21 protein-coding genes are annotated in these 18,421 nt (G+C 68.9%); 14 read left to right on the top strand and 7 right to left on the bottom strand.

All coding sequences use genetic code 11. From position 1 onward, the window contains the following. Positions 1–8: 8 nt before the first annotated feature. Positions 9–437: an NUDIX hydrolase gene (locus NQK81_RS17480; RefSeq protein WP_257489034.1), complete on the bottom strand. Its 429-nt coding sequence runs from the start codon at positions 435–437 to the stop codon at positions 9–11. Between the two features lie 186 nt (positions 438–623). Here NQK81_RS17480 and NQK81_RS17475 point away from each other — a divergent pair, with 186 nt between their 5' ends. From NQK81_RS17475 to NQK81_RS17445, 7 genes are all read left to right on the top strand, one after another. Continuing rightward, on the top strand, positions 624–785 hold the full coding sequence (locus NQK81_RS17475) for a hypothetical protein (protein ID WP_005167589.1): 162 nt from the start codon (positions 624–626) through the stop codon (positions 783–785). 24 nt (positions 786–809) lie between these two features. After that, positions 810–1,370 carry a PH domain-containing protein gene (locus tag NQK81_RS17470; RefSeq protein ID WP_034313292.1) on the top strand — a complete coding sequence of 187 codons (561 nt, stop codon included), beginning with the start codon at positions 810–812 and terminating at the stop codon, positions 1,368–1,370. Between the two features lie 51 nt (positions 1,371–1,421). Beyond that, entirely contained in the window at positions 1,422–2,285 is an 864-nt protein-coding gene (locus NQK81_RS17465; protein WP_126736336.1) for a PHP domain-containing protein, read from the top strand. Then, complete coding sequence (locus tag NQK81_RS17460) at positions 2,282–2,911, top strand: MarC family protein (protein WP_016331481.1); 630 nt, start codon at positions 2,282–2,284, stop codon at positions 2,909–2,911. Before NQK81_RS17465 ends, NQK81_RS17460 begins: the two co-directional genes overlap by 4 nt. A gap of 172 nt (positions 2,912–3,083) precedes the next feature. Next, the gene (locus tag NQK81_RS17455) at positions 3,084–3,944 is read left to right on the top strand and encodes a RecB family exonuclease (RefSeq protein WP_126736335.1); all 861 of its coding nucleotides are present in this window, start codon (positions 3,084–3,086) and stop codon (positions 3,942–3,944) included. A gap of 34 nt (positions 3,945–3,978) precedes the next feature. Continuing rightward, positions 3,979–4,314: a hypothetical protein gene (locus NQK81_RS17450; protein ID WP_257489033.1), complete on the top strand. Its 336-nt coding sequence runs from the start codon at positions 3,979–3,981 to the stop codon at positions 4,312–4,314. A gap of 116 nt (positions 4,315–4,430) precedes the next feature. Further along, positions 4,431–5,126, top strand: coding sequence for a hypothetical protein (locus NQK81_RS17445; RefSeq protein ID WP_257489032.1), 696 nt, complete (start codon positions 4,431–4,433; stop codon positions 5,124–5,126). 40 nt (positions 5,127–5,166) lie between these two features. Here NQK81_RS17445 and NQK81_RS17440 read toward each other — a convergent pair whose 3' ends face one another. Next, positions 5,167–6,561, bottom strand: coding sequence for an Rv3212 family protein (locus NQK81_RS17440; protein ID WP_257489031.1), 1,395 nt, complete (start codon positions 6,559–6,561; stop codon positions 5,167–5,169). 35 nt (positions 6,562–6,596) lie between these two features. Next, the gene (locus tag NQK81_RS17435) at positions 6,597–8,216 is read right to left on the bottom strand and encodes a DEAD/DEAH box helicase (RefSeq protein ID WP_257489779.1); all 1,620 of its coding nucleotides are present in this window, start codon (positions 8,214–8,216) and stop codon (positions 6,597–6,599) included. 508 nt (positions 8,217–8,724) lie between these two features. Here NQK81_RS17435 and NQK81_RS17430 point away from each other — a divergent pair. From NQK81_RS17430 to NQK81_RS17420, 3 genes are all read left to right on the top strand, one after another. After that, positions 8,725–9,378, top strand: a complete 654-nt coding sequence (locus tag NQK81_RS17430) for a ferritin-like fold-containing protein (RefSeq protein WP_034313407.1) — start codon at positions 8,725–8,727, stop codon at positions 9,376–9,378. Positions 9,379–9,438: 60 nt separating this feature from the next. After that, a complete protein-coding gene (locus NQK81_RS17425; RefSeq protein ID WP_005167610.1) occupies positions 9,439–9,669 on the top strand; it encodes a DUF3107 domain-containing protein in 231 nt (76 codons plus the stop codon). A gap of 114 nt (positions 9,670–9,783) precedes the next feature. Further along, positions 9,784–11,064 (top strand): heparan-alpha-glucosaminide N-acetyltransferase domain-containing protein, encoded by a 1,281-nt coding sequence (locus NQK81_RS17420; protein WP_257489030.1) that lies wholly within the window; start codon positions 9,784–9,786, stop codon positions 11,062–11,064. Between the two features lie 74 nt (positions 11,065–11,138). Here the strand turns inward: NQK81_RS17420 and NQK81_RS17415 are convergent, their stop codons facing one another. Both NQK81_RS17415 and NQK81_RS17410 read right to left on the bottom strand, forming a co-directional pair. Then, complete coding sequence (locus tag NQK81_RS17415; RefSeq protein WP_126736330.1) at positions 11,139–11,465, bottom strand: DUF4873 domain-containing protein; 327 nt, start codon at positions 11,463–11,465, stop codon at positions 11,139–11,141. Further along, positions 11,462–12,229: a TetR/AcrR family transcriptional regulator gene (locus NQK81_RS17410; protein WP_125680280.1), complete on the bottom strand. Its 768-nt coding sequence runs from the start codon at positions 12,227–12,229 to the stop codon at positions 11,462–11,464. The genes NQK81_RS17415 and NQK81_RS17410 overlap by 4 nt, the downstream gene beginning before the upstream one ends. A gap of 50 nt (positions 12,230–12,279) precedes the next feature. Between NQK81_RS17410 and NQK81_RS17405 the strand changes: the two genes are divergently transcribed. Then, entirely contained in the window at positions 12,280–13,188 is a 909-nt protein-coding gene (locus NQK81_RS17405) for an AurF N-oxygenase family protein (protein WP_185927314.1), read from the top strand. Further along, entirely contained in the window at positions 13,185–14,108 is a 924-nt protein-coding gene (locus tag NQK81_RS17400) for an alpha/beta fold hydrolase (protein ID WP_126736328.1), read from the top strand. The genes NQK81_RS17405 and NQK81_RS17400 overlap by 4 nt, the downstream gene beginning before the upstream one ends. Positions 14,109–14,313: 205 nt before the next feature. On the opposite strand, the gene NQK81_RS17395 is transcribed toward NQK81_RS17400, so the two are convergent. Continuing rightward, entirely contained in the window at positions 14,314–14,850 is a 537-nt protein-coding gene (locus NQK81_RS17395) for a carboxymuconolactone decarboxylase family protein (RefSeq protein ID WP_126736327.1), read from the bottom strand. Between the two features lie 100 nt (positions 14,851–14,950). On the opposite strand from NQK81_RS17395, the gene NQK81_RS17390 reads away from it, so the two are divergent. After that, positions 14,951–15,994, top strand: a complete 1,044-nt coding sequence (locus NQK81_RS17390; RefSeq protein WP_257489029.1) for an amidohydrolase family protein — start codon at positions 14,951–14,953, stop codon at positions 15,992–15,994. A 35-nt stretch (positions 15,995–16,029) separates the two neighbouring features. Beyond that, positions 16,030–17,451 carry an amidohydrolase family protein gene (locus NQK81_RS17385; protein WP_257489028.1) on the top strand — a complete coding sequence of 474 codons (1,422 nt, stop codon included), beginning with the start codon at positions 16,030–16,032 and terminating at the stop codon, positions 17,449–17,451. A gap of 71 nt (positions 17,452–17,522) precedes the next feature. On the opposite strand, the gene NQK81_RS17380 is transcribed toward NQK81_RS17385, so the two are convergent. Then, positions 17,523–18,146 carry a TetR/AcrR family transcriptional regulator gene (locus NQK81_RS17380; RefSeq protein WP_125680286.1) on the bottom strand — a complete coding sequence of 208 codons (624 nt, stop codon included), beginning with the start codon at positions 18,144–18,146 and terminating at the stop codon, positions 17,523–17,525. Between the last annotated feature and the right edge of the window lie 275 nt (positions 18,147–18,421).

The following is an 18,421-nucleotide window of genomic DNA, read 5'->3' as shown; positions in this document are numbered from 1 at the left end:
AGCGGGTGTCAGGACGGCGGGAACTCGCCGGTCGGCAGCACTCCCCAATCGCGGAGAGTGACGAACAGGAGTTCGGCCAAGTGGCCGTGTTCGTCGAGTTCGATCAAGGTTCCGGCGTCGATCCACCGGGCGTCGGTGGCGTCGTCCCCGGCACGGAGAGTGCCGCCGGTGACCGCGCAGGCGTAATCGTGGATGTCATACGAGCCACGGCGGACGTTGCCGACGAGTGTGCCCGGCATCACGTCGAGCCCGGTCTCCTCGCGCATCTCCCGGATCACGGCCGCTTCGTCCGTTTCGCCGGGTTCGACCCGCCCGCCGGGAACCGACCAGAGTCCACGTCCGGGTTCATTCGCGCGCCGGATCAGCAGAATCCGCCCCAGTTCGTCGTGCACGATGCCGCCTACGCAGCGGACGGTGCTGTCCGAAACGGTGTTCATTCCCGAATGGTAGACGCGGGCTTCCTGACAATGGCTGTCCTGTACACGGAGAGTAGCCGTACGGTACACTTCCCCTCGCCGGCTGACCCAAGCGCGGGACTTCCCTCCCGCGCCGGTGGAAGGTGCGGTACAAAATGAATGGTCAGTATCCGCAGTCAGTCACCGTAAGAGACAGGATTGATCGCTGTGAACGCGAAAAAGCTCCTCACTTTCGCAGGAATCGCGTTGGTGCTGTTCTTCGTGATCGCGCAGCCAGGTCAGGCCGCGGGCCTCGTGGGAAACATCATCGGCTTCCTGCGTGACTCGGCCGAATCGGTGATCACCTTCGTCAGCAACGTCTTCAGCTAGCGGGGGAGCGGATACTCTATCGGTATGTTCGCCCCACGCGATCCAGACGAGTATCTCCTCGACACCGAGCGGCGGGTCATCCGGATCCGCCGGCACTGGGCTGTGCTGTTGTGGGAAACCTTCGAGACGGCCGCGTTGCTGGCCGTCTGCGTCCTGGTCTCCTACCTGTTGCCGCCCGCCGCGTGGGTCATCCAGAACATCCTCTGGTATGCCGCGTTGCTCATCATCCTGCGCTTCGCGTACGTGGTGATGGAGTGGTGGGTCGAGCGCCTGGTGGTCACGGACAAGCGGTTCGTCATGACCACCGGTGTCTTCACCACGAAAGTGCTGATGATGCCGATCACCAAGGTCACCGACCTCACCTACGAGCGTTCGGCGTGGGGCCGGATGATGGGGTACGGGACCATGGTGGTCGAGTCCGCCGGTCAGATCCAGGCGCTGAACCGCATCGACTACCTGCCGAAGCCGGAAGAGTTCTACGACACGATTTCCGAGCTCGTCTTCGGCGACAAGCAGAAGCAGGCCGAGCGCTTTTCGATGATCAAGGCGCAGCGTGCGGCGCGCGGCAAGAAGAAGGTCGGTTAGCGCAGGTCCCGGGGTCGCTGTGACCTGGAGCATCGTCGATACTGAGCGGCGATGCGCATCGACCTGCACGCCCACTCCACCGCCTCCGACGGCACCGACAGCCCTGCCGGGCTGGTCGCCGCCGCCGCGAAGGCGGGCCTCGACGTAGTCGCGATCACCGATCACGACACCACGGCCGGCTGGGCCCCGGCCGCCGAGGCACTTCCGCCGGGGCTCACGCTGGTCCCCGGCGCCGAGCTGTCGACGATCTCCGTCGATCCGGTGACCGGACGGCATATCAGCGTCCACCTGCTCGCGTACCTCTTCGACCCGGCATCGCCGTCGGTCGTGGCCGAGCAGACCCGGCTGCGGTCGGAACGGCGATGGCGGCTGCGCGTGATGGCCGAGCGGATGGCCGCCGACGGCCTGCCCGTCGATCCCGACGAGGTCATGTCGCTGCTGCCGGAGGACGGTTCGGCCGGGCGGCCGCATCTCGCGCAGGCACTGGTGCGGGCGGGCGTCGTCTCGTCGGTGAACGAGGCCTTCGCGAGCTATCTCGGCAACGGCAGCGGCTACTTCGTGGCGCGGCAGGACACGCTCGTCGAGGACGCGATCGACATGATCGCGGAGGCGGGCGGCGTCACGGTCATCGCGCACCCCTTCGCCTACACGCGCGGCGCGACCATCACCGTCGACGTGCTCGCCGGGCTGGCCGAGCACGGGCTCACCGGCGTCGAGGTCGATCATCCGAACCACGACGAGGAGACCCGCGTCCAGCTGCACGGGCTGGCGGGGGAGCTGGGGCTCGTGCGCACCGGGTCGAGCGATTACCACGGCACGAACAAGACCATCGATCTCGGCGACGAGACCACCGACCCGCTCGCGCTCGAAGAACTCGTCGCGCGGTCGACCGGCTACCAGGTCGTGACCCGGTGACGATCACGGACTTCTTCGACGCGCGCCTGTTCATGAGCGCGACGATCACGCTGATCGTCATCATGGACCCGCCCGGCACGGTCCCGGTGTTCCTGAGCCTGACCGGCCGCAAATCGGTGGCGTTCCGTGCCAAGGCCGCGCGGCAGGCGGTGCTGGTCTCCCTGCTGGTGATCTCGCTGTTCGCCGTTGCGGGACAAGCGATCCTGTCGTACCTCGGCATCGGTATCCCGGCGCTGCAGGGCGCGGGCGGGCTGCTGCTGTTGCTCATCGCGCTGCAGCTGCTGACCGGCAAGACCGGCGGCGAGGCCGAGGCGGCGGGCGACGACGTCAACGTCGCCCTCGTGCCGCTCGGGACACCGCTGCTCGCCGGTCCGGGCGCGATCGCCGCGACCATCGTCTTCGTGCGGCAGGCCGATGGGCACGTCGGCGCGTACGTGGCTCTCGCGCTTTCGATCGTGACAGTGCACTTCGTGCTGTACCTGTGCATGCGGTACTCGGGCGTGGTCATCCGGCTGATCAAGGAAAGCGGGATCACGCTGCTGGCGAAGATCGCGGGTCTGCTGCTGGCCGCGATCGCGGTCGAACTGGTGGCGAACTCGGTGAAGGGCTTCATCTCGGGCACGTGACCGGCCGGCCATGAGTACATGAAGGCCCCCTTCCTTGCGCCTAGGTACAGGAAGGGGGCCTTCATGTACCCGGGTCGGCCGCGAGTGATAGCAAAGGTCCCTCGCTTCCTTCCTGGGGATCCCCTCGAAAAGTGTCGGTGGGGGTGCGTAGCGTTGCGCGCGGGGTGATCCGATGGAGCAGATTGGTTTCGACTTCGGCGTCGAAGCGCCGCGCAAGCTGACGAAGGTCTCGCCCGCGCGCCTCGCGACGTTCGAAGATTGCCCGCGCCGCTACCGCATGGCATATCTCGACCGCCCGTCCCCGGTACGCACCGGCGCGTGGGCGCACAGCACGCTGGGTGCGGTGGTGCACAACGCTTTGCGGGCACTGTTCGACCTGCCGGTGATCAAGCGCGTGCCGCAGCGGGCGATGGCGCTCGTCGCCGAACACTGGAAGGACGCCGGGTTCGAAGACGCCGACCAGGCCGCCAGGTATCGCGCCAGGGCCAAGGCCTGGGTCGCGGAGTACGTCGAGCACAACGACGTCAGCGTCGATCCCGTCGGGCTGGAGCGCTGGGTTTCGGCGCCGGTCACGCTCGAGCCGGGCAGCGGGCCCAGCCTCATCATCGAGGGCCGCGCGGACCGGATCGATCAGCGCGGCCGGGAACTGGTGATCATCGACTACAAGACCGGCCGCCGCGCGCCGGACGAGTACGAGGCGCGCTCGTCGCAGGCCTTGGCGCTGTACGCGGTCGCGGCCGCCAGGACGCTGCGGACGCCGTGCTACCAGGTCGAGCTGCACCACGTGCCCACCGGAACCATCGCGGCCGCCGAGCACACCGAGGAGAGCCTGAAGCGGCATCTCCAACGCGCCGACGAGACCGCCGGGGACCTGAGGCTGGCAGCGGATACCCTGGACGCCGGCGGCGACGAGGACGTGTTGTTCCCGGCGCGCCCTGGCCGTCGTTGCTCATGGTGCGACTTCCGGCCCAGTTGCGCGGCAGGCCAGGAGGCCGGGCCCGCAGCTCAGCCGTGGGAGTTGCTGGCGCCCTAGATTCTCGAAACCCGACGATTGGACAGACGAGGACGTGTCGTCACCGGACACCGAAGAGCTCGCGACCATTCCGCCCGCGGACGAGCCCGTGACGCCCGGAAGCGGCCGGTTCTGGCGTGGGCTGACCGGATCGCTCGCGGCCGGGATGGCCGTGCTGGCGGTGTGCGTCGTCGCGATCGCCTCGGTCTGCCTGTTCACCGGCGCGCCGGGACCGGGGCTCCTGATACTGATCGGCCACCCGGTCGCGGCGGTCGTCGCTTTGCTGGCACAACGCGTCGCCGACTCGCGTGACGGCCGCGCCGCGGGCGGCGCCGGTCTCGTGGTCGTGGTGAGCGTGACGGCCGCGCTGAGCCTGTTCTGGTGGAGCTGACCCGGCAGGAAGGTGTCATTGACCGGAAAAGGCGTCCCGTCCCTGCGAAAATGTGGCTCACTGGGCATGTCGTGGATGAACACGCTGACCCGCAGCGAGGACGAAGGGCACTGTCGATGACCTACCCACCCCAGCCCGGACAGCCCGACCACGGTCAGGGCGGGCAGCAGTACCCAGGGCAGCAGCCGGGGCAGCCGTATCCCGAGCAGCAGCAGTACCCAGGGCAACAGCAGCAGTACCCGGGCCAGCCGCAGTACCAGCAGGGCGGCTACGACCAGAGCGGCGCGTACCCGCAGCAGCAGTACCCCCAGCAGCAGTACCCCGGCTACGGTCAGCAGCAGTACGGCCAGGGCTTCGGCGGGCCGCCCGCGCCCCCGAAGAACAACAAGACCGGTCTGATCGTGGGTATCGCCGCCGCTGCCGTCGTGGTGCTCACGCTGGGTATCACCGGATTCGTCGCGCCCGGGTTCTTCCTCAGTGACGACAAGGCCGAGAAGGCGTCCGGCCCGGAAGGCACCGCGCAGGCGATCATCGACGGCATCAACGCCCACGACAGGGCCGCGCTGACGGCGCTCAAGTGCGGGAGCGCCGAGAAGGACATCGACCAGATCATCGAGCGGGTCAACGAAGCCTCGGACGCTTCGCTCGGCCCGGTCACCAAGATCTCCGAGACCAAGTACACGGTCGCCGTCACCCTGACCGTCGCGGGTCGGCCGGGCACCGCCACCGGCACGCTCGCCAGCGAAGGCGGCAAGTGGTGCTGGAAGGAAGTCAGCAGGCTGCGTACTTCCAGGACTTCGACGACGCGCTGACGGCCGGCGGGAGCAAGGGACCTTTGCTACCGCCCGCCGGTCACTTGAGGGCGACGAGGGTGGGGCCGCGCTGCTCCAGCAGCACCGGCCCGACCGAGGAAAGCGTCACTGGGCCGGTGTAGCCGCGCCGGTCCACGCCGACGGTGCGGATCGTGGCGCCGGTCGTCTCGTCGAGCACGGCGAGCCCGCCCTGGATCGGCACGACCAGCTGTTCCCCGAAGGTCACCCCGGGGCCGGTGGAGTTGTTCAGCGTCCAGCGCGGCGTGAGGTCGTCCCGTGAGAACGCCATGGTCTTCGAGCCGGTGAACCAGTACACGCCCTGCGCGGTCCACGAGGTCGTCATGACGCCGCCCACCGGATCCGGCGAGATCTCCGCCTCGGGCAGGTCGAGCGGGTACGCCGACTTCTGCAGGCCGTCGCCGCCGTAGATGACCAGCAATTTCTGCTCGGGCAGCACGATCAGCGCGAGATCGCCGGACATCGCGACGACCTTCGCGTTCTTGCCGGCGAGCACGGTGCTGTAGTCGACCTTCGGGTCGTCGGCTTCGTCGTTGGTCGCGCGGTAGACGGTGAAGCGGTCGGCCGGGTCGCCGGGGCAGCGCTCGATCACGCCGATCTTGCCCGCCGCGGCGGCCACCGTGCCGTAGGTGCAGCCGGTCCTCGGCTGCTTGTTCGGGTTCACGATGGCGGGGACTTCGCCGTACTCCATGCTCTTGACCAGGTCGTCGCGCCAGGTGTTCAGCAGTTTCCTGCCGGTCGTGGTGACGTGCGACCCGTCGACGACCAGCCTGGTGCCGAGTTCGGCGTCGCCGTTGCGCTGCGCCGTGCGGCGCCCGGTGCCCGCGTCGAGCTGGGTGACCTCGCTGCAGCCGGTGTCCTTGCGGTACACCGCGTCCACCTTGATCCCGGCGAGCGCGACGGTGCACAGTTCGAGATCGCGCGAGTAGCGCCACCGGACCTCGCCGGTGTACGGGTCCCGGCCGAGGACCTCGCCCTTGTCCGCGGTGACGACGCTGTTGGCTTCGCCGATCGGGACCGGAGTCGCCGAACTCGGCGCCTGCCACAGTTCGCTCAGGGAGCCGGGAACTTCCGCCGGCGCGGGCGGGAGCCCTGGCGGCAGCGTGGCGGCGACCTGCGCGACCGTCGCCGCGTTGTCGCTGGTCACGCCGATGACGACGCCGGTGACCGCGACGACCACGACGATCGCCGCGGCGATCACGCGATCCCGCGGGCGGTTCCACGGCGAGCGACGGGCGCGTTTCCCGCCCAGCGGTGACTCGTCGGCCACCGGCTGGGCGGAATCGGCGTCCAGCACGTCTTCCGTGCCGATCGCGTTTTCGGCCGCCTCCGGCTCGCTGCCGTCCGGTTGCCCGGGATCGGCGGGCACGGGCCGCGCCGGTTCGTCGTCCGGCGCGGCGTCCCAGCGTTCGCTCACGTGCCCCTAGCTCCCCATGTCCGCAGTGTGAAAGCTCAGTCTGCCGACGCAGGTGTATCAGAAGTCGCCGTAGGACGGCGACGGCGGCGTCGGCGAGCCGGACGCTCGGCGCTGTCGCCCGCCTCCTTCTCGACCGCCGGGCCGCTGACCTCCGGGCTCGGCTTCGCGGCGCCACGGCTGCGACGGCGGGTCCGCGTGCGGCCCTCCGAAGAGGACTCAGAGGACTCAGAGGACTCAGCGGCTCCGCCCGCGGTCCCTTCCGCGGAAGCACTCGCGGCAGCGTCGGCGGCCTCGATCTTGGCGGCCGCGTCGGCGCCGCCACGGGTCCGCTTGCGCGGCGCGCGGTTGCGCTTGCGGGGCGCTTCTTCGTCCTTCGCCGGACCCTGGCCACGGCCGCGGCGCTTACCGCCCAGATCTTCTTCGACCTCGGCCGAAAGACCGGCGCGGGTCCGCTTCGACAGCGGGAGGCGCCCCGTGGTGCCCTCGGGGATGCCGAGGTCGCTGAACAGGTGCTTCGACGACGAGTACGTCTCGGCGGGCTCGGGCATGTCGAGCCCGAGGATGTCCGAGATCATCTTCCAGCGCGGCTCCTCGTCCCAGTCGACGAGGGTGATCGCGACGCCGGTGCGCCCGGCGCGGCCGGTGCGGCCGATCCGGTGGACGTAGGTCTTCTCGTCCTCCGGCGTCTGGTAGTTGATCACGTGCGTGACGTCGTCGATGTCGATACCGCGGGCGGCGACGTCGGTGGCGACCAGCACGTCGACCTTGCCGGAGCGGAACGCGCGCAGCGCCTGCTCACGGGCACCCTGGCCGAGGTCACCGTGCACGGCGGCGGCCGCGAAGCCTCGCTCGACGAGCTCGTCGGCGACCTTCTGCGCGGTGCGCTTGGTGCGGGTGAAGATCATCGTCAGGCCACGGCCTTCGGCCTGCAGCGCGCGGGCGATCAGCTCGGGCTTGTCCATCGAGTGCGCCCGGTAGACGAACTGGGTGGTGCGCTCGTGGATGGCGCCGGCGTCGTTCTCCTCGGCGCGGATATGCGTCGGCTGGGTGAGGAACGTGCGGGCCAGCGTGATGATCGGGCCCGGCATGGTCGCCGAGAACAGCATCGTCTGACGCTTGTCCGGGACCATCCGCAGGATGCGCTCGATGTCGGGCAGGAAGCCGAGGTCGAGCATCTCGTCGGCCTCGTCCAGCACCAGACCGCGGACCTTGCCCAGCACCAGGTGTTTCTGCTCGGCCAGGTCCAGCAGGCGGCCGGGGGTGCCGATGACGACGTCGACGCCGTTGCGGAGCGCCGCGATCTGCGGCTCGTAGGGGCGGCCACCGTAGATGGCCAGCGTGCGGATGCCGAGGTGCTTGCCCGCGCCCTTGAGGTCGTTCGCGACCTGGATGCACAGCTCACGGGTCGGCACGACGACCAGCACCTGCGGGGTGCCGTCGCCGGGGACCTCGACGCGGTGCAGCAGCGGGACGCCGAAGCCCAGCGTCTTGCCCATGCCCGTGCGGGCCTGGCCGATCAGGTCGTCGCCCGCCATGGCCAGCGGCAGCGTCAGTGCCTGGATGGCGAAGGTGCGCTCGATCCCGGCCTCGCTCAGCGCCTTCACGATCTCGGGCTTGACGCCGAAGGAAGCGAAGGTGGGGGCCTCGGGTTCCACCGGTGCGCCCGCCTGCAGCGGGTGCGACACGTCGAGCGCCGCCGGGCCCGATTCGCTGTGCTCCAGCGCGACGGCCTCCGGCACTCCGGTGGTGGTGTTCTCAACAGTTGTGGGTTCGTTCGTGGTCAGGGTGCTCGCCTCTCTCGTGACCAGCGCGCACTGCCCTGGTCACCGATCGACACTCGACCACGAAAATTCGCTCGGGCTCCGCGCTACTGGCGCTGGAGCGGCCCTTCGTGGGAATGCCGCAGGATGGCGTGCACGCACATCATTCTTGTGCTGACCAGGGCCGCACCGGCTGTCCTTCAGCCGCAGCAGCGTCCCGATCCGGGACGGATGATCCGTCGTATCCGGCGGCCAGTCTACCTGATCTGCGGTTTTCGGATAGTCCCCGCCGCGCCGGAGGTGGGAAGGCTCTCTTTCCGGCCAGAACTCCACGGCGCGCCGTGGAGGGTGGGATCGGTCTCTTCACCACCCCGAAGGTGTGTTCGGCGATACCCTTTCCGCCGTGACGGAGGCAAAGCAGATCAGCGAGGGCGTAGTCGATTTGCTCGGCGTACTCGCCTATGGGGAATTGTCCGCATTCGATCGCATGGCCGAGGACGCCCGCACCGCGCCGACGCTGTCCGGCCGGGCCGCGCTGGCCTCCATGGCGGCCGCCGAGATCGGGCACTACGACCTGCTCACCAAGCATCTGGCGGGGCACGGCGTCGCGATCGAGGACGCGATGCGGCCGTTCGTCGGGCACATCGACGCCTGGCACGCCTCCACGGCGCCCCGCTCCTGGCTCGAATCCCTGGTGAAGGCCTACGTCGGAGACGGGCTCGCGGCGGATCTCTACCGCGAGATGGCCAGCTGGCTCGATCCCGAGACCAAGGACCTGGTGCTCACCGTGCTCGCCGACACGGGGCATTCCGCGTTCGCCGAGCGCGAAGTCGCGGCCGGTATCGAGGCCGACCCGAAGGCGCGGGACAAGCTCGCGCTGTGGGGCCGCCGTCTGCTGGGCGAGGCGTTGACGCAGGCCCAGTACGTCGTCGCCGAGCGGGACGGGCTCGCCGAGCTGATCGTCGAGGGTTCCGGCGACCTTTCGGGAATCGCCGCGCTGTTCCGCCGGTTGCAGCAGGGGCACACCAAGCGCATGCAGGTGCTGGGCCTCGGCTGAGGTCACTTCGGCTAGCCTTGGCGCACCAGTAAATTTCGAACTTTCAAGCGGAGGTCCCACGTGGAGGTCAAGATCGGCATCAAGGACACGCCGCGGGAGCTCGTGGTGTCCAGCAGCCAGTCGCCCGACGAGGTCGAGGAACTGGTCGCGAACGCCTTGAGGGCCGGCGACGGGATCTTCCGCCTCGACGACGAAAAGGGCCGTAAGTACATCGTGCCCACCGACCGGATCGCCTACGTCGAGATCGCGCCGTCGGATGTTCGCAAGGTCGGCTTCGCTGTTGGTGGCTAACCCGATCGGGTTGTAGTCGGATGTCACAGTGGCGTCACCGCTGCGTCTCAGCCAGCTCTCAGATTTGATCGTCACGCTAAGGCGGGGACGGCAGGGGGCTAGCCGAGAAATGAGGTGGACGGCGTCACTGTGATGGACCGCGCGCTGCTCGACGGCGTGCGCACAGTTCCCGAACAAGGCAAACGGGTCGCTGGGCGGCTGACCGGTATCGACGTCGCCCGCGGCCTGGCCGTACTCGGCATGTACGCGGTGCATGTCGGCCCCGATCCCGCCAAAGGCGGCGTCGGGGTGCTGTTCAAACCGTTCGAAGGTCATTCCGCCGCGTTGTTCGCGGTGCTGGCCGGGGTCTCGATCGCGCTGATGTCCGGCGGCCGCCGTCCCAAACAGGGCCGCGACCGGACCCGCGTCGCGCTCAAACTGGCGACCCGCGCCCCGCTCCTGGTGGCGCTGGGGCTCTGGCTGACCAGCCTCGAGACCGGCTACATGGTGATCCTGGCCTACTACGGGGCCTGCTTCCTCTTCGCGATCCCGTGGCTGCGCGCGGGCGCGAAGGCGCTGGCGATCGCGGCGGTCGTCGTCGCCGTGGCGGGCCCGCTCCTCTCGCATCTGATCAGGGCGCAACTGCTGCCCCGCGACCTGCTCTTCTTCGCGCCGGACCTGACCGCGGACGACATCACGTCGACCGGGCTGCTGAAGGCCGCGACCGTTCTCGTCCTGACCGGGACCTTCCCCGCGTTGACGCTGATGGCGTACGTGTTCGCCGGGATGGCGATCGGGCGGATGGACCTGACCTCGCGCAGCGTGTGCCGTCGGCTGTTCTTCGGCGGATCGGCGCTCGCGGTGGGCGGGTACGTCGTGTCCTGGATCGCGACCGGGCCGCTCGGCGGCATGCAGGCCGTGTACCGCTCGCTGGAACCGGCCGCCGCGCAGATGGGCATGACCCCGCCGGAATTCCTGCGGCTGCACCAGACGTGGATCCACGGCACGCCGCCGACCACCAGCTGGGCCTGGGAACTACTGCCGACGGGGACCTCGTACACCCCGTTCGACCTGCTGATCTCGATCGGGATCGCGGCGGCGGTGATCGGTGGCTGCCAGCTGCTGATGCCGAAGTTCGAACGCGTGCTGCGGCCGCTTTCGGATCTGGGCGGGCGGGTGCTGAGCGCGTACGTGCTGCATTTCGTGGCGATCGCGCTGCTGTGGGACGAGAGCGACGGCGACTCGATCTTCAGCGTGCTGCATTTCGTCGAGTTCTCGGTGGTCGCGCTGACCGCGGCGGTGCTGTGGCGGAAGTTCATCGGGCGCGGGCCGCTGGAATGGGCGATGAACAAGCTGTCGAGCTGGCCGAAGTACGTGGTGCCGCGGAGCCGGGTGCCCGCTCAGCGGCAGGGCTGAATTCCCCGGTGACGCGTGAAGGCCCCCTTCCCTCGGCTCAGCCGAGGGAAGGGGGCCTTCACGCGCTTGAGGGGTCAGGCGTTGAGTTCGTTCAGTTCTTCGAGGCTGGTCGGCACGTGGAAGGGCGGCGTGCTGGTGCCCATGATGCGGTAGCGGTCCCACGGGTCCGGGTCGGAGAGCTCGCCCTTCGCGCTGTACTCGCCCGCGCGGATCTCGACGGCGGTCTTCTTGCCACCGGCGGCCGCGGACACCTGCTCGTTGGTGGCGACCCGGCCGTACCAGCGGTAGTACCCGTCAATGGGCTGGAAGTAGCCCCGCAGTTCCACCGTGGCCGCGATCTCGGTCCCGTCGATCACGAGGACCGCTTCGCCGGCGTAACCGTCTTCGTCGTGCTCGCTCATTTCGCCTCCGATTCCTTCCGCATCTGGACGACCTTGTTCTCTTCGAGCGGCAGGTTCGGGTCGATGACGATGCCCTGCTGCCGGGAGAGGCCGTCGATCGCGGCCCAGATGATCTGCGTCAGGTACTCGACGACGCTGTCGCGGCCCATCGAGCGCCGGTCCAGCCACCATTCGCCGGTGCTCTGCACCATGCCGACGATGCCGTGCGCCCACGGTTCGGCGGCGCCGGAGTCCATGTTGAACATCCGCATGTAGTCGCCGAGCAGCGCGGTCAGCGCGGTGGCGATCAGTTCCTTGTCCTCGGCGACGACGTCGGCCTTGACGACCACCTTCTCCTGAAGGCCGCCGCGCGCGAGCAGGCGGTACAGGTTCGGGTGCTCCTCGATGACGCTGAAGAACGCGTCGAGCGCCATCCGGATCCGGGGGACCGGGGCGAGTTCGGAGTTGATGGCCGGGATCAGTCGCTGGAAGAGGATCTCCGTGCCGCGCTGCCCGAGCGCGACGTACAGATCCGCTTTGTCGTCGAAGTGCCGGTACAGCACGGGTTTCGTGACGCCCGCTTCGGCGGCGACGTCCTCCATGCCGAGGTCCGGCCCGTGGGTGTCGAGTGCGCGCAGGGCGGCCTCGACGAACTCCGCGCGGCGCGCGATCCGGTGCTTGCGCCAGCGGTCGCGACGGGCATCACCCGTGTCGGCCTCACCCGCCGTGGGGTGCTTGCTCGACTGCTTGCTGTTGCGCTTGACACGTTCGATCACCCAAGTCATGCTACCAGAGGTAACTGTTACCACGAGTTACAGATAGGGGTGTGTCGGCAATGACGCGGGCGCTGAAGGAAACAGACCGGGAGAAGACGGCCGAGCGGCTGCTCAAGTCCTCCGCGAACAAGTTCTACGATCCCGACGTCGACATCGACTGGAACGCCCCGCTCGTCGACGGGAAGCGCTTCATCCCGGCCCACCGTTCTTCGCTCTACGGCACGAAGTTGTGGGACTCGCTGTCCGAAGAGCAGCGCATCGAACTCGGCAAGCACGAGGTCGCGAGCGTCGCCACGACGGGGCTGTGGTTCGAAATCCTCCTGATGCAGATGCTGCTCAAGGAGGTCTACGAAGAGGACCCGACCAGCTCGCACGCCCAGTACGCGTTGACCGAGATCGCGGACGAATGCCGTCACTCGACGATGTTCGCGCGGATGGCCTCGCGGATCGGCTGCCCGAACTACGGGCCGGTGCCGTGGTTGCGGAGGCTGGCGAAACTGATGCCGACGATCAGCTACGGCCCCGCGCGCTACGGCGCGATCCTCGTCGCCGAAGAGGTCCTCGACCGGCTTCAGCGCGAGCAGATGAACGACCCGGACATCCAGCCGCTGGTGCGCATGGTCAACCGGATCCACGTACTCGAAGAGGCCCGGCATGTCACCTTCGCCCGCGAAGAGGTGACACGCGGGATGGCGAAACTGTCGAAGAAGGAAATCCTCTACCAGCAGTTCATCATCGCGCTCATTTCGTATTTCGTGACGCGGGCCTTCATCAACCCGAACGTCTACAAGGCCGTCGGCATCCGTCCGCGCGACGGCGTCGAAGCCGCGCTGAACAACCCCCACTGGCGCGAAAGCATCCAGTGGGCAGGCGAGAAGATCATGCCGTTCCTGCAGGAATCCGGTCTGGTCGGCAAGCCGGGCATGTACTTCTGGCGCAAGTCCTTCCTGCTGCCGGGGAAGCGATGAGGAGCGTCAAGCAGCGCGACGCCGTGTCGTGGGACCCGTCGCGGGAACACCGGTTCGTGACCGGCGACGGCACCGCGCTCCACGTCGAGACGAGCGGCCCCGCCGACTCCGAACTCACGCTGGTGCTCGTGCACGGCTGGACCCAGGACCACCGGACCTGGGACGGCGTGGTCTCGCGGCTCGGCGACTCCGTCCGGACCCTGCGCTACGACCTGCGCGGCCACGGCGGTTCCGCGCCGGCGAAACCGGGCACGGCCACGATCGCCACCCTCGCCGACGACCTCGCCGAGCTGATCGAGGACCGCGTTCCGAACGGTCCGATCGTGCTCGCGGGGCACTCCATGGGCGGCATGACGATCATGGAACTTTCCCGCAGGCATCCCGATCTCGTGGCCCGGCGCGTGGCAGGGGTCGCGTTCGTCGCCACATCGTCCGGTGAGATGGACCGGATCACCCTCGGCCTGCCGGGGATCGCGGGCAGCGGCGCGGCGAGGTTCGAACGGAGGCTCGCGAAGCTGCTCGCGAAGAACCGCCGTGACGCCTTGCCGTTGCCGCTGTCGGTGGTGCGGCCGGGCGCCAGGTTGCTCGTCTTCGGGCGACGGCCAGCGCGAGCCGACGTGGACTCGGTCGCCGAACAGCTGCTGTGCGCGCATCCGGCGAGCGTCGCGGGGTTCCAGGACGCGATCTCTCAGCACGACTGCCGCGTCACGCTGGCCGCGCTGCAGGGCAAACCGGTGGTCGTGCTCGCCGGGGAGCGGGACCGGCTCTGCCCGCCGCCGCACGCCAAGGTCATCGCCGACGAGCTGCCGGAGGCGGAGTTCGTGCGCTATCCGGGCGCCGGGCACATGCTCCCGCAGGAACGGGCGCAAGAGGTTTCGGATCGCATCGCCGCCCTCGTCCGCCGCGCCGCGAGGGTCTGAAGGGGGGAGCAAGGGACCTTTGCTACCGCTTCTCTCGACATTGAGACAAGTGGGAGCAAAGGTCCCTTGCTGTCTTTCCGCAGGTCAGGGCTCGGACGGCGTGCTCGGGCACGTCGCGAAAGCCACTTTCGGGACATCAGGCGTCGCGAAAGTGGCTTTCGCGACGTGGGACGCGGCGAGGCGGTAGCAAAGGTCCCTTGCTCCCTCAGAGGTTCGTGTAGCCGTGCTCCAAGAGCCGGACGCCGGTCTCCCGGTAGGCGTCCTGGTCGTCGACGGCCAGGGTGGCCAGCCCGTCGACGTACCGGTTGAACATGCAGAACGCGGCCGCGATCAGCACCGTGTCGTGGATTTCGACGTCCGTCGCGCCCTCCGCGCGAGCCACCTCGATCAGGTCTTCTCCCACGGCTTTCCCGCTTTCGCGGACGGCGAGCGCGACGTGCAGGAGCGCTTTCACTTTCGACGGCACGGGCGCGCCGTCGACGTCCTTCCAGGCCGCTTCGACGACGGGCATGCCGCCTTCGAGCGCTTCGGCGGCGACAGCGGCGTGGCTGCGTGAGCAGAACGTGCAGTCGTTGCCGCGCGAGACGACCGCGCCGATCAGTTCGCGCTCGCCCACGCTGAGGCTGCTCGGCCCGCGCAGCAGGACCTCGGCGAGCTGCCCGAGCGGCGCGGCCGTCTCCGGCCGGTAGGCGAACAAGGCGGTGATGCCGGGAAGGTTTTCGTCGAGCGCGATATGGGGCATGGTGACTCCTCGCGGATCGGCAACGCGGTCGTTCGATTCATAGCCGAAACCCGGCTCGGCGCGCTGCCGCTGGATTGCTCGACAAGACGTGCGAGGGGGAATGGTGATCATCAGGGTCCGGGGGCGCGCGCTTCCCGATGGCGAGTATGTCGATTTGTACGCCGACGGCGACCGCTGGACGTCCGATCCGGTCCCGGGCGCGGAGCTGGTGGCCGAGGGCTGGCTTCTGCCGGGGCTCGTCGACGCCCACACCCATCCCGGAGCCGAAGAGCCCGGCGATCCGATGGACGAGGAGATCCTGCGCGCCGACCTGCACCGCCACGTCGACGCCGGGGTCACGATGATCCGTTCGCCAGGGCTGCCCGGTGAGCCGCCCGAGTGGTTCGGCGCCGAACCAGGCCTGCCCCGCGCGGTCCACGCGGGTCCGTGGATCGCCCGGCACGGCGAGTTCTTCGACGGCTGGGGCCGCCGCGCCGCGCACGCGGAGCTGCCCGCGCTCGCCGCGGAGCAGGCGAAACGCACCGGCTGGGCCAAGGTCATCGCCGACTGGCAGAACGGGGACGACGCCGTGCCGTCCGACGTCCTGACCGCGGTCGCCGAGGCGGTGCACGCGGTGGGTGGCCGTCTCGCGGTGCACTCGCAGCACGCCGCCGGCGGGGAGGCCGCGGTGGCCGCGTGCGTCGATTCCGTCGAACACGGAATGTGGCTGGATCCCGTCTACCTGCCGGACATGGCGGCCCGCGGCACCGCGCTCACACCGACGCTTTCGGTTTTCCAGGCGGGGCTGGAAAGGGTGCGGAACCGTGAGGACACCCCGCGGAAACGCTGGTTCGCCAGCGGGGTGGAGGCGCATCCCGCGCTGGTCGTTGCGGCGGCCGAGGCCGGCGTGAAGATCCTCGCCGGCACCGATTCCCGGCCGCATGGTCGCGTCGGCGACGAGATCCGCGCGTTGGCCGAAGCGGGGCTGCGATCGCACGACGCGCTCGCCGCGGGCTCGTGGGCCGCGCGCGAGTACCTGGGGTTGCCGGGGCTCGCACCGGGGGCGCCCGCCGACGCCGTCGTCTACGCGGAGGATCCGCGCGAAGACCTCGGACAGCTGGAACATCCCGTCGCGGTAATTCTGCGAGGCGTCCGCGTCAGGTGAGCTAACGTGATCTCATCGACTGGGGAGTTGAAACGATGAAACAGCGTGGATCGATACTGTCCGTCTTCACCCTCACCCTCGCCGTGGTCCTCGGCGCGGCCCTGCTCACGAACCTCGGCGGTGAGACCACCGAAGCCGGCGGCGATGCCGAGTTCGCCGGGGCCGGCCGTGTCGTCATCCGTGACGCCGCCATGGTGCTCACGATGGATCCCAGCCTCGGCGAAGGACCGCTCGGCGCCCTCGCCGACGCCGACGTCGTGCTTGAGGGCACCAAGATCAAGCAGGTCGGCAAGGACCTCGACGCGGGCTCGGCGAAAGTCGTCGACGGCCGCGGCAAGATCGTGCTGCCCGGCTTCGTCGACCTGCACAACCACCTGTGGCAGTCGCTCATCCGCGGCTGCGCGGCCGACAAGGAACTCATCGGCTGGCTCGGCAAATGCGTCATCCCGTTGTACCGCGCGCCCGTGACCGACGCGGACGCCTACGCGGGCACGAAACTCGCCGCCGCCGACATCGTCTCGACCGGCATCACCACGGTCACCGACTGGTCGCACGCGTTCAACACCGACTTCGCCAAGGGCGGTCTCCGCGCGCTCGGCGAGTCGAAGCTGCGGTTCCTCTACTCCTACAACGGCACCACCGATCCCGCGCTGCAGAACGAAATCCGTCGCGTGAAGCGTGAGGTCATCGACCCGAACCCGTTGGCGCGCCTGCAGATCGGCACCCATCCGTCCACGGGGAACTTCCCGAGCGTCGAGGCCTCGGAGAAGCTCGCCCGCGAACTCGGCGTCTCGCTGAACGTGCATCTGCTCGAATCGAAGGCCGACCTGACCGCGGGGCAGATGGACGCGCTCCGGCGGGCGAACGCGCTGCACCCCGGGCTGATGGCGAACCACGTGATCCAGACCACCGACGCCGATCTCGACGAGCTCGCGGCCGCCGGCGTCAGCGTGGCGCACAACCCGCTGTCGAACATGCGGCTCGCGTCGGGGGTGATCCGGCTGCCGGAGATGAAGAAACGGAACATGAAGGTCGGGCTCGGCCTCGACGGCGGCACCAACGACACGAGCGACATGTTCAACGTGATGCGCGCGGCCGTCGGTCTCCAGCGGGCTACCACGACGGATCCGGCGGTCTACCCGACCACCGCGGACGTCCTGCGCATGGCGACCCTCGGCGGTGCGGAAGCGCTGGGGATGGACAAGGAGATCGGGTCGCTGACGCCGGGCAAACGGGCTGACCTCCAGCTGGTCGACGCCCAGGCGGTCAACTTCGCGCCGAAGGTGGACTGGGTGAATCAGCTGGTCTTCAACACCCAGCCCGCGAACGTCTCGTGGGTGTTCGTCGACGGCCGCGCCCTCAAGCGCGAAGGACGCGTTGTCGGTATCGACACCGCGAAGGTCGTCGCCGATGCCCAGCTCGCCGCCGACCGCCTGAAGAAGCTCCTACCCCAGTGACCTGACGCATTTCGTCCTCTGAATGCGGTGGTCGCACGCGCAAGGACCGCATTCAGAGGACGAAGCGCGGGTCAGTGCTGGAGCGGGAAACCGCCGCCGATACCCCGCCAGGCGAGGTTGGCGGTGAGGGCGACGGCCTCTTCGCGGCTCATCGACTTGTGGTGCGCCAGCCAGAACCGCGCGCTGACCTGCGAGAGGCCCACGAGGCCGACGGCGAGCAGCCGGGCCTTGTCCTCGTCGAGGCCCGCGTCGGCGGTGATGGTCTCGGTGATCGCGTCGACGCTGGCCGACGTCGCCCGGTCCACCGCCTCCTGCACGGCGGGCTCGCCGCGCAGGTCGGACTCGAAGACCATGCGGAACGCGCCGGCGTCGTTGTTGACGAAGTCGAAGAACGCGCCGACGGTCGCCGGCACGCGCTGCTTGTTGTCCGTCGTGGAGTCGAGCGCGTCCTTGACCCGCCGCACCAGTTCGTCGACGTGGCTCTCCAGCAGCGCGATGTAGAGGTCGAGCTTGCCGGGGAAATGCTGATAGAGGACCGGCTTGCTGACTCCGGCCTCTTCGGCGATCTCGTCCATCGCGGCGGCGTGGTATCCGTTCGCGGCGAACACCCGCTGCGCGGCGGCCAGCAGCTGGGCGCGGCGTTCCGTTCTGGGCAGGCGAACACCTCGGGCCTGCAGTCGCGCCATGTCTGTCATCGTTCCTCCAGTTCGAGGCACTCGTCTCCGCCGAGAACGCAGCAGCGCAGTCGAGCGGGGCTCCACGGGCGGGGTCACCACCGCGTGAAGTGAGGTCGAGATTACTCGCCGGTACAGCCGGACCGCCAAGGGTCAGGCATCCTTGATGCTGTGTCTTCTCCAGTTTCCCGTGCCGCCGGGGGTCGTCCGCCGCTGACCCATGTGCCGCTTTCGCGCAGGTCGTTGCCGTCACTGGATCCCGCGCCGCCCCCTTGGCCCGGGGAAACAATAGGTGT

This window comes from Amycolatopsis roodepoortensis, assembly GCF_024628825.1.
Lineage (GTDB): Bacteria > Actinomycetota > Actinomycetes > Mycobacteriales > Pseudonocardiaceae > Amycolatopsis > Amycolatopsis roodepoortensis.
The sequence above is the reverse complement of the archived record's forward strand: the minus strand, read 5'-3'. Positions and strand labels throughout refer to the sequence as shown.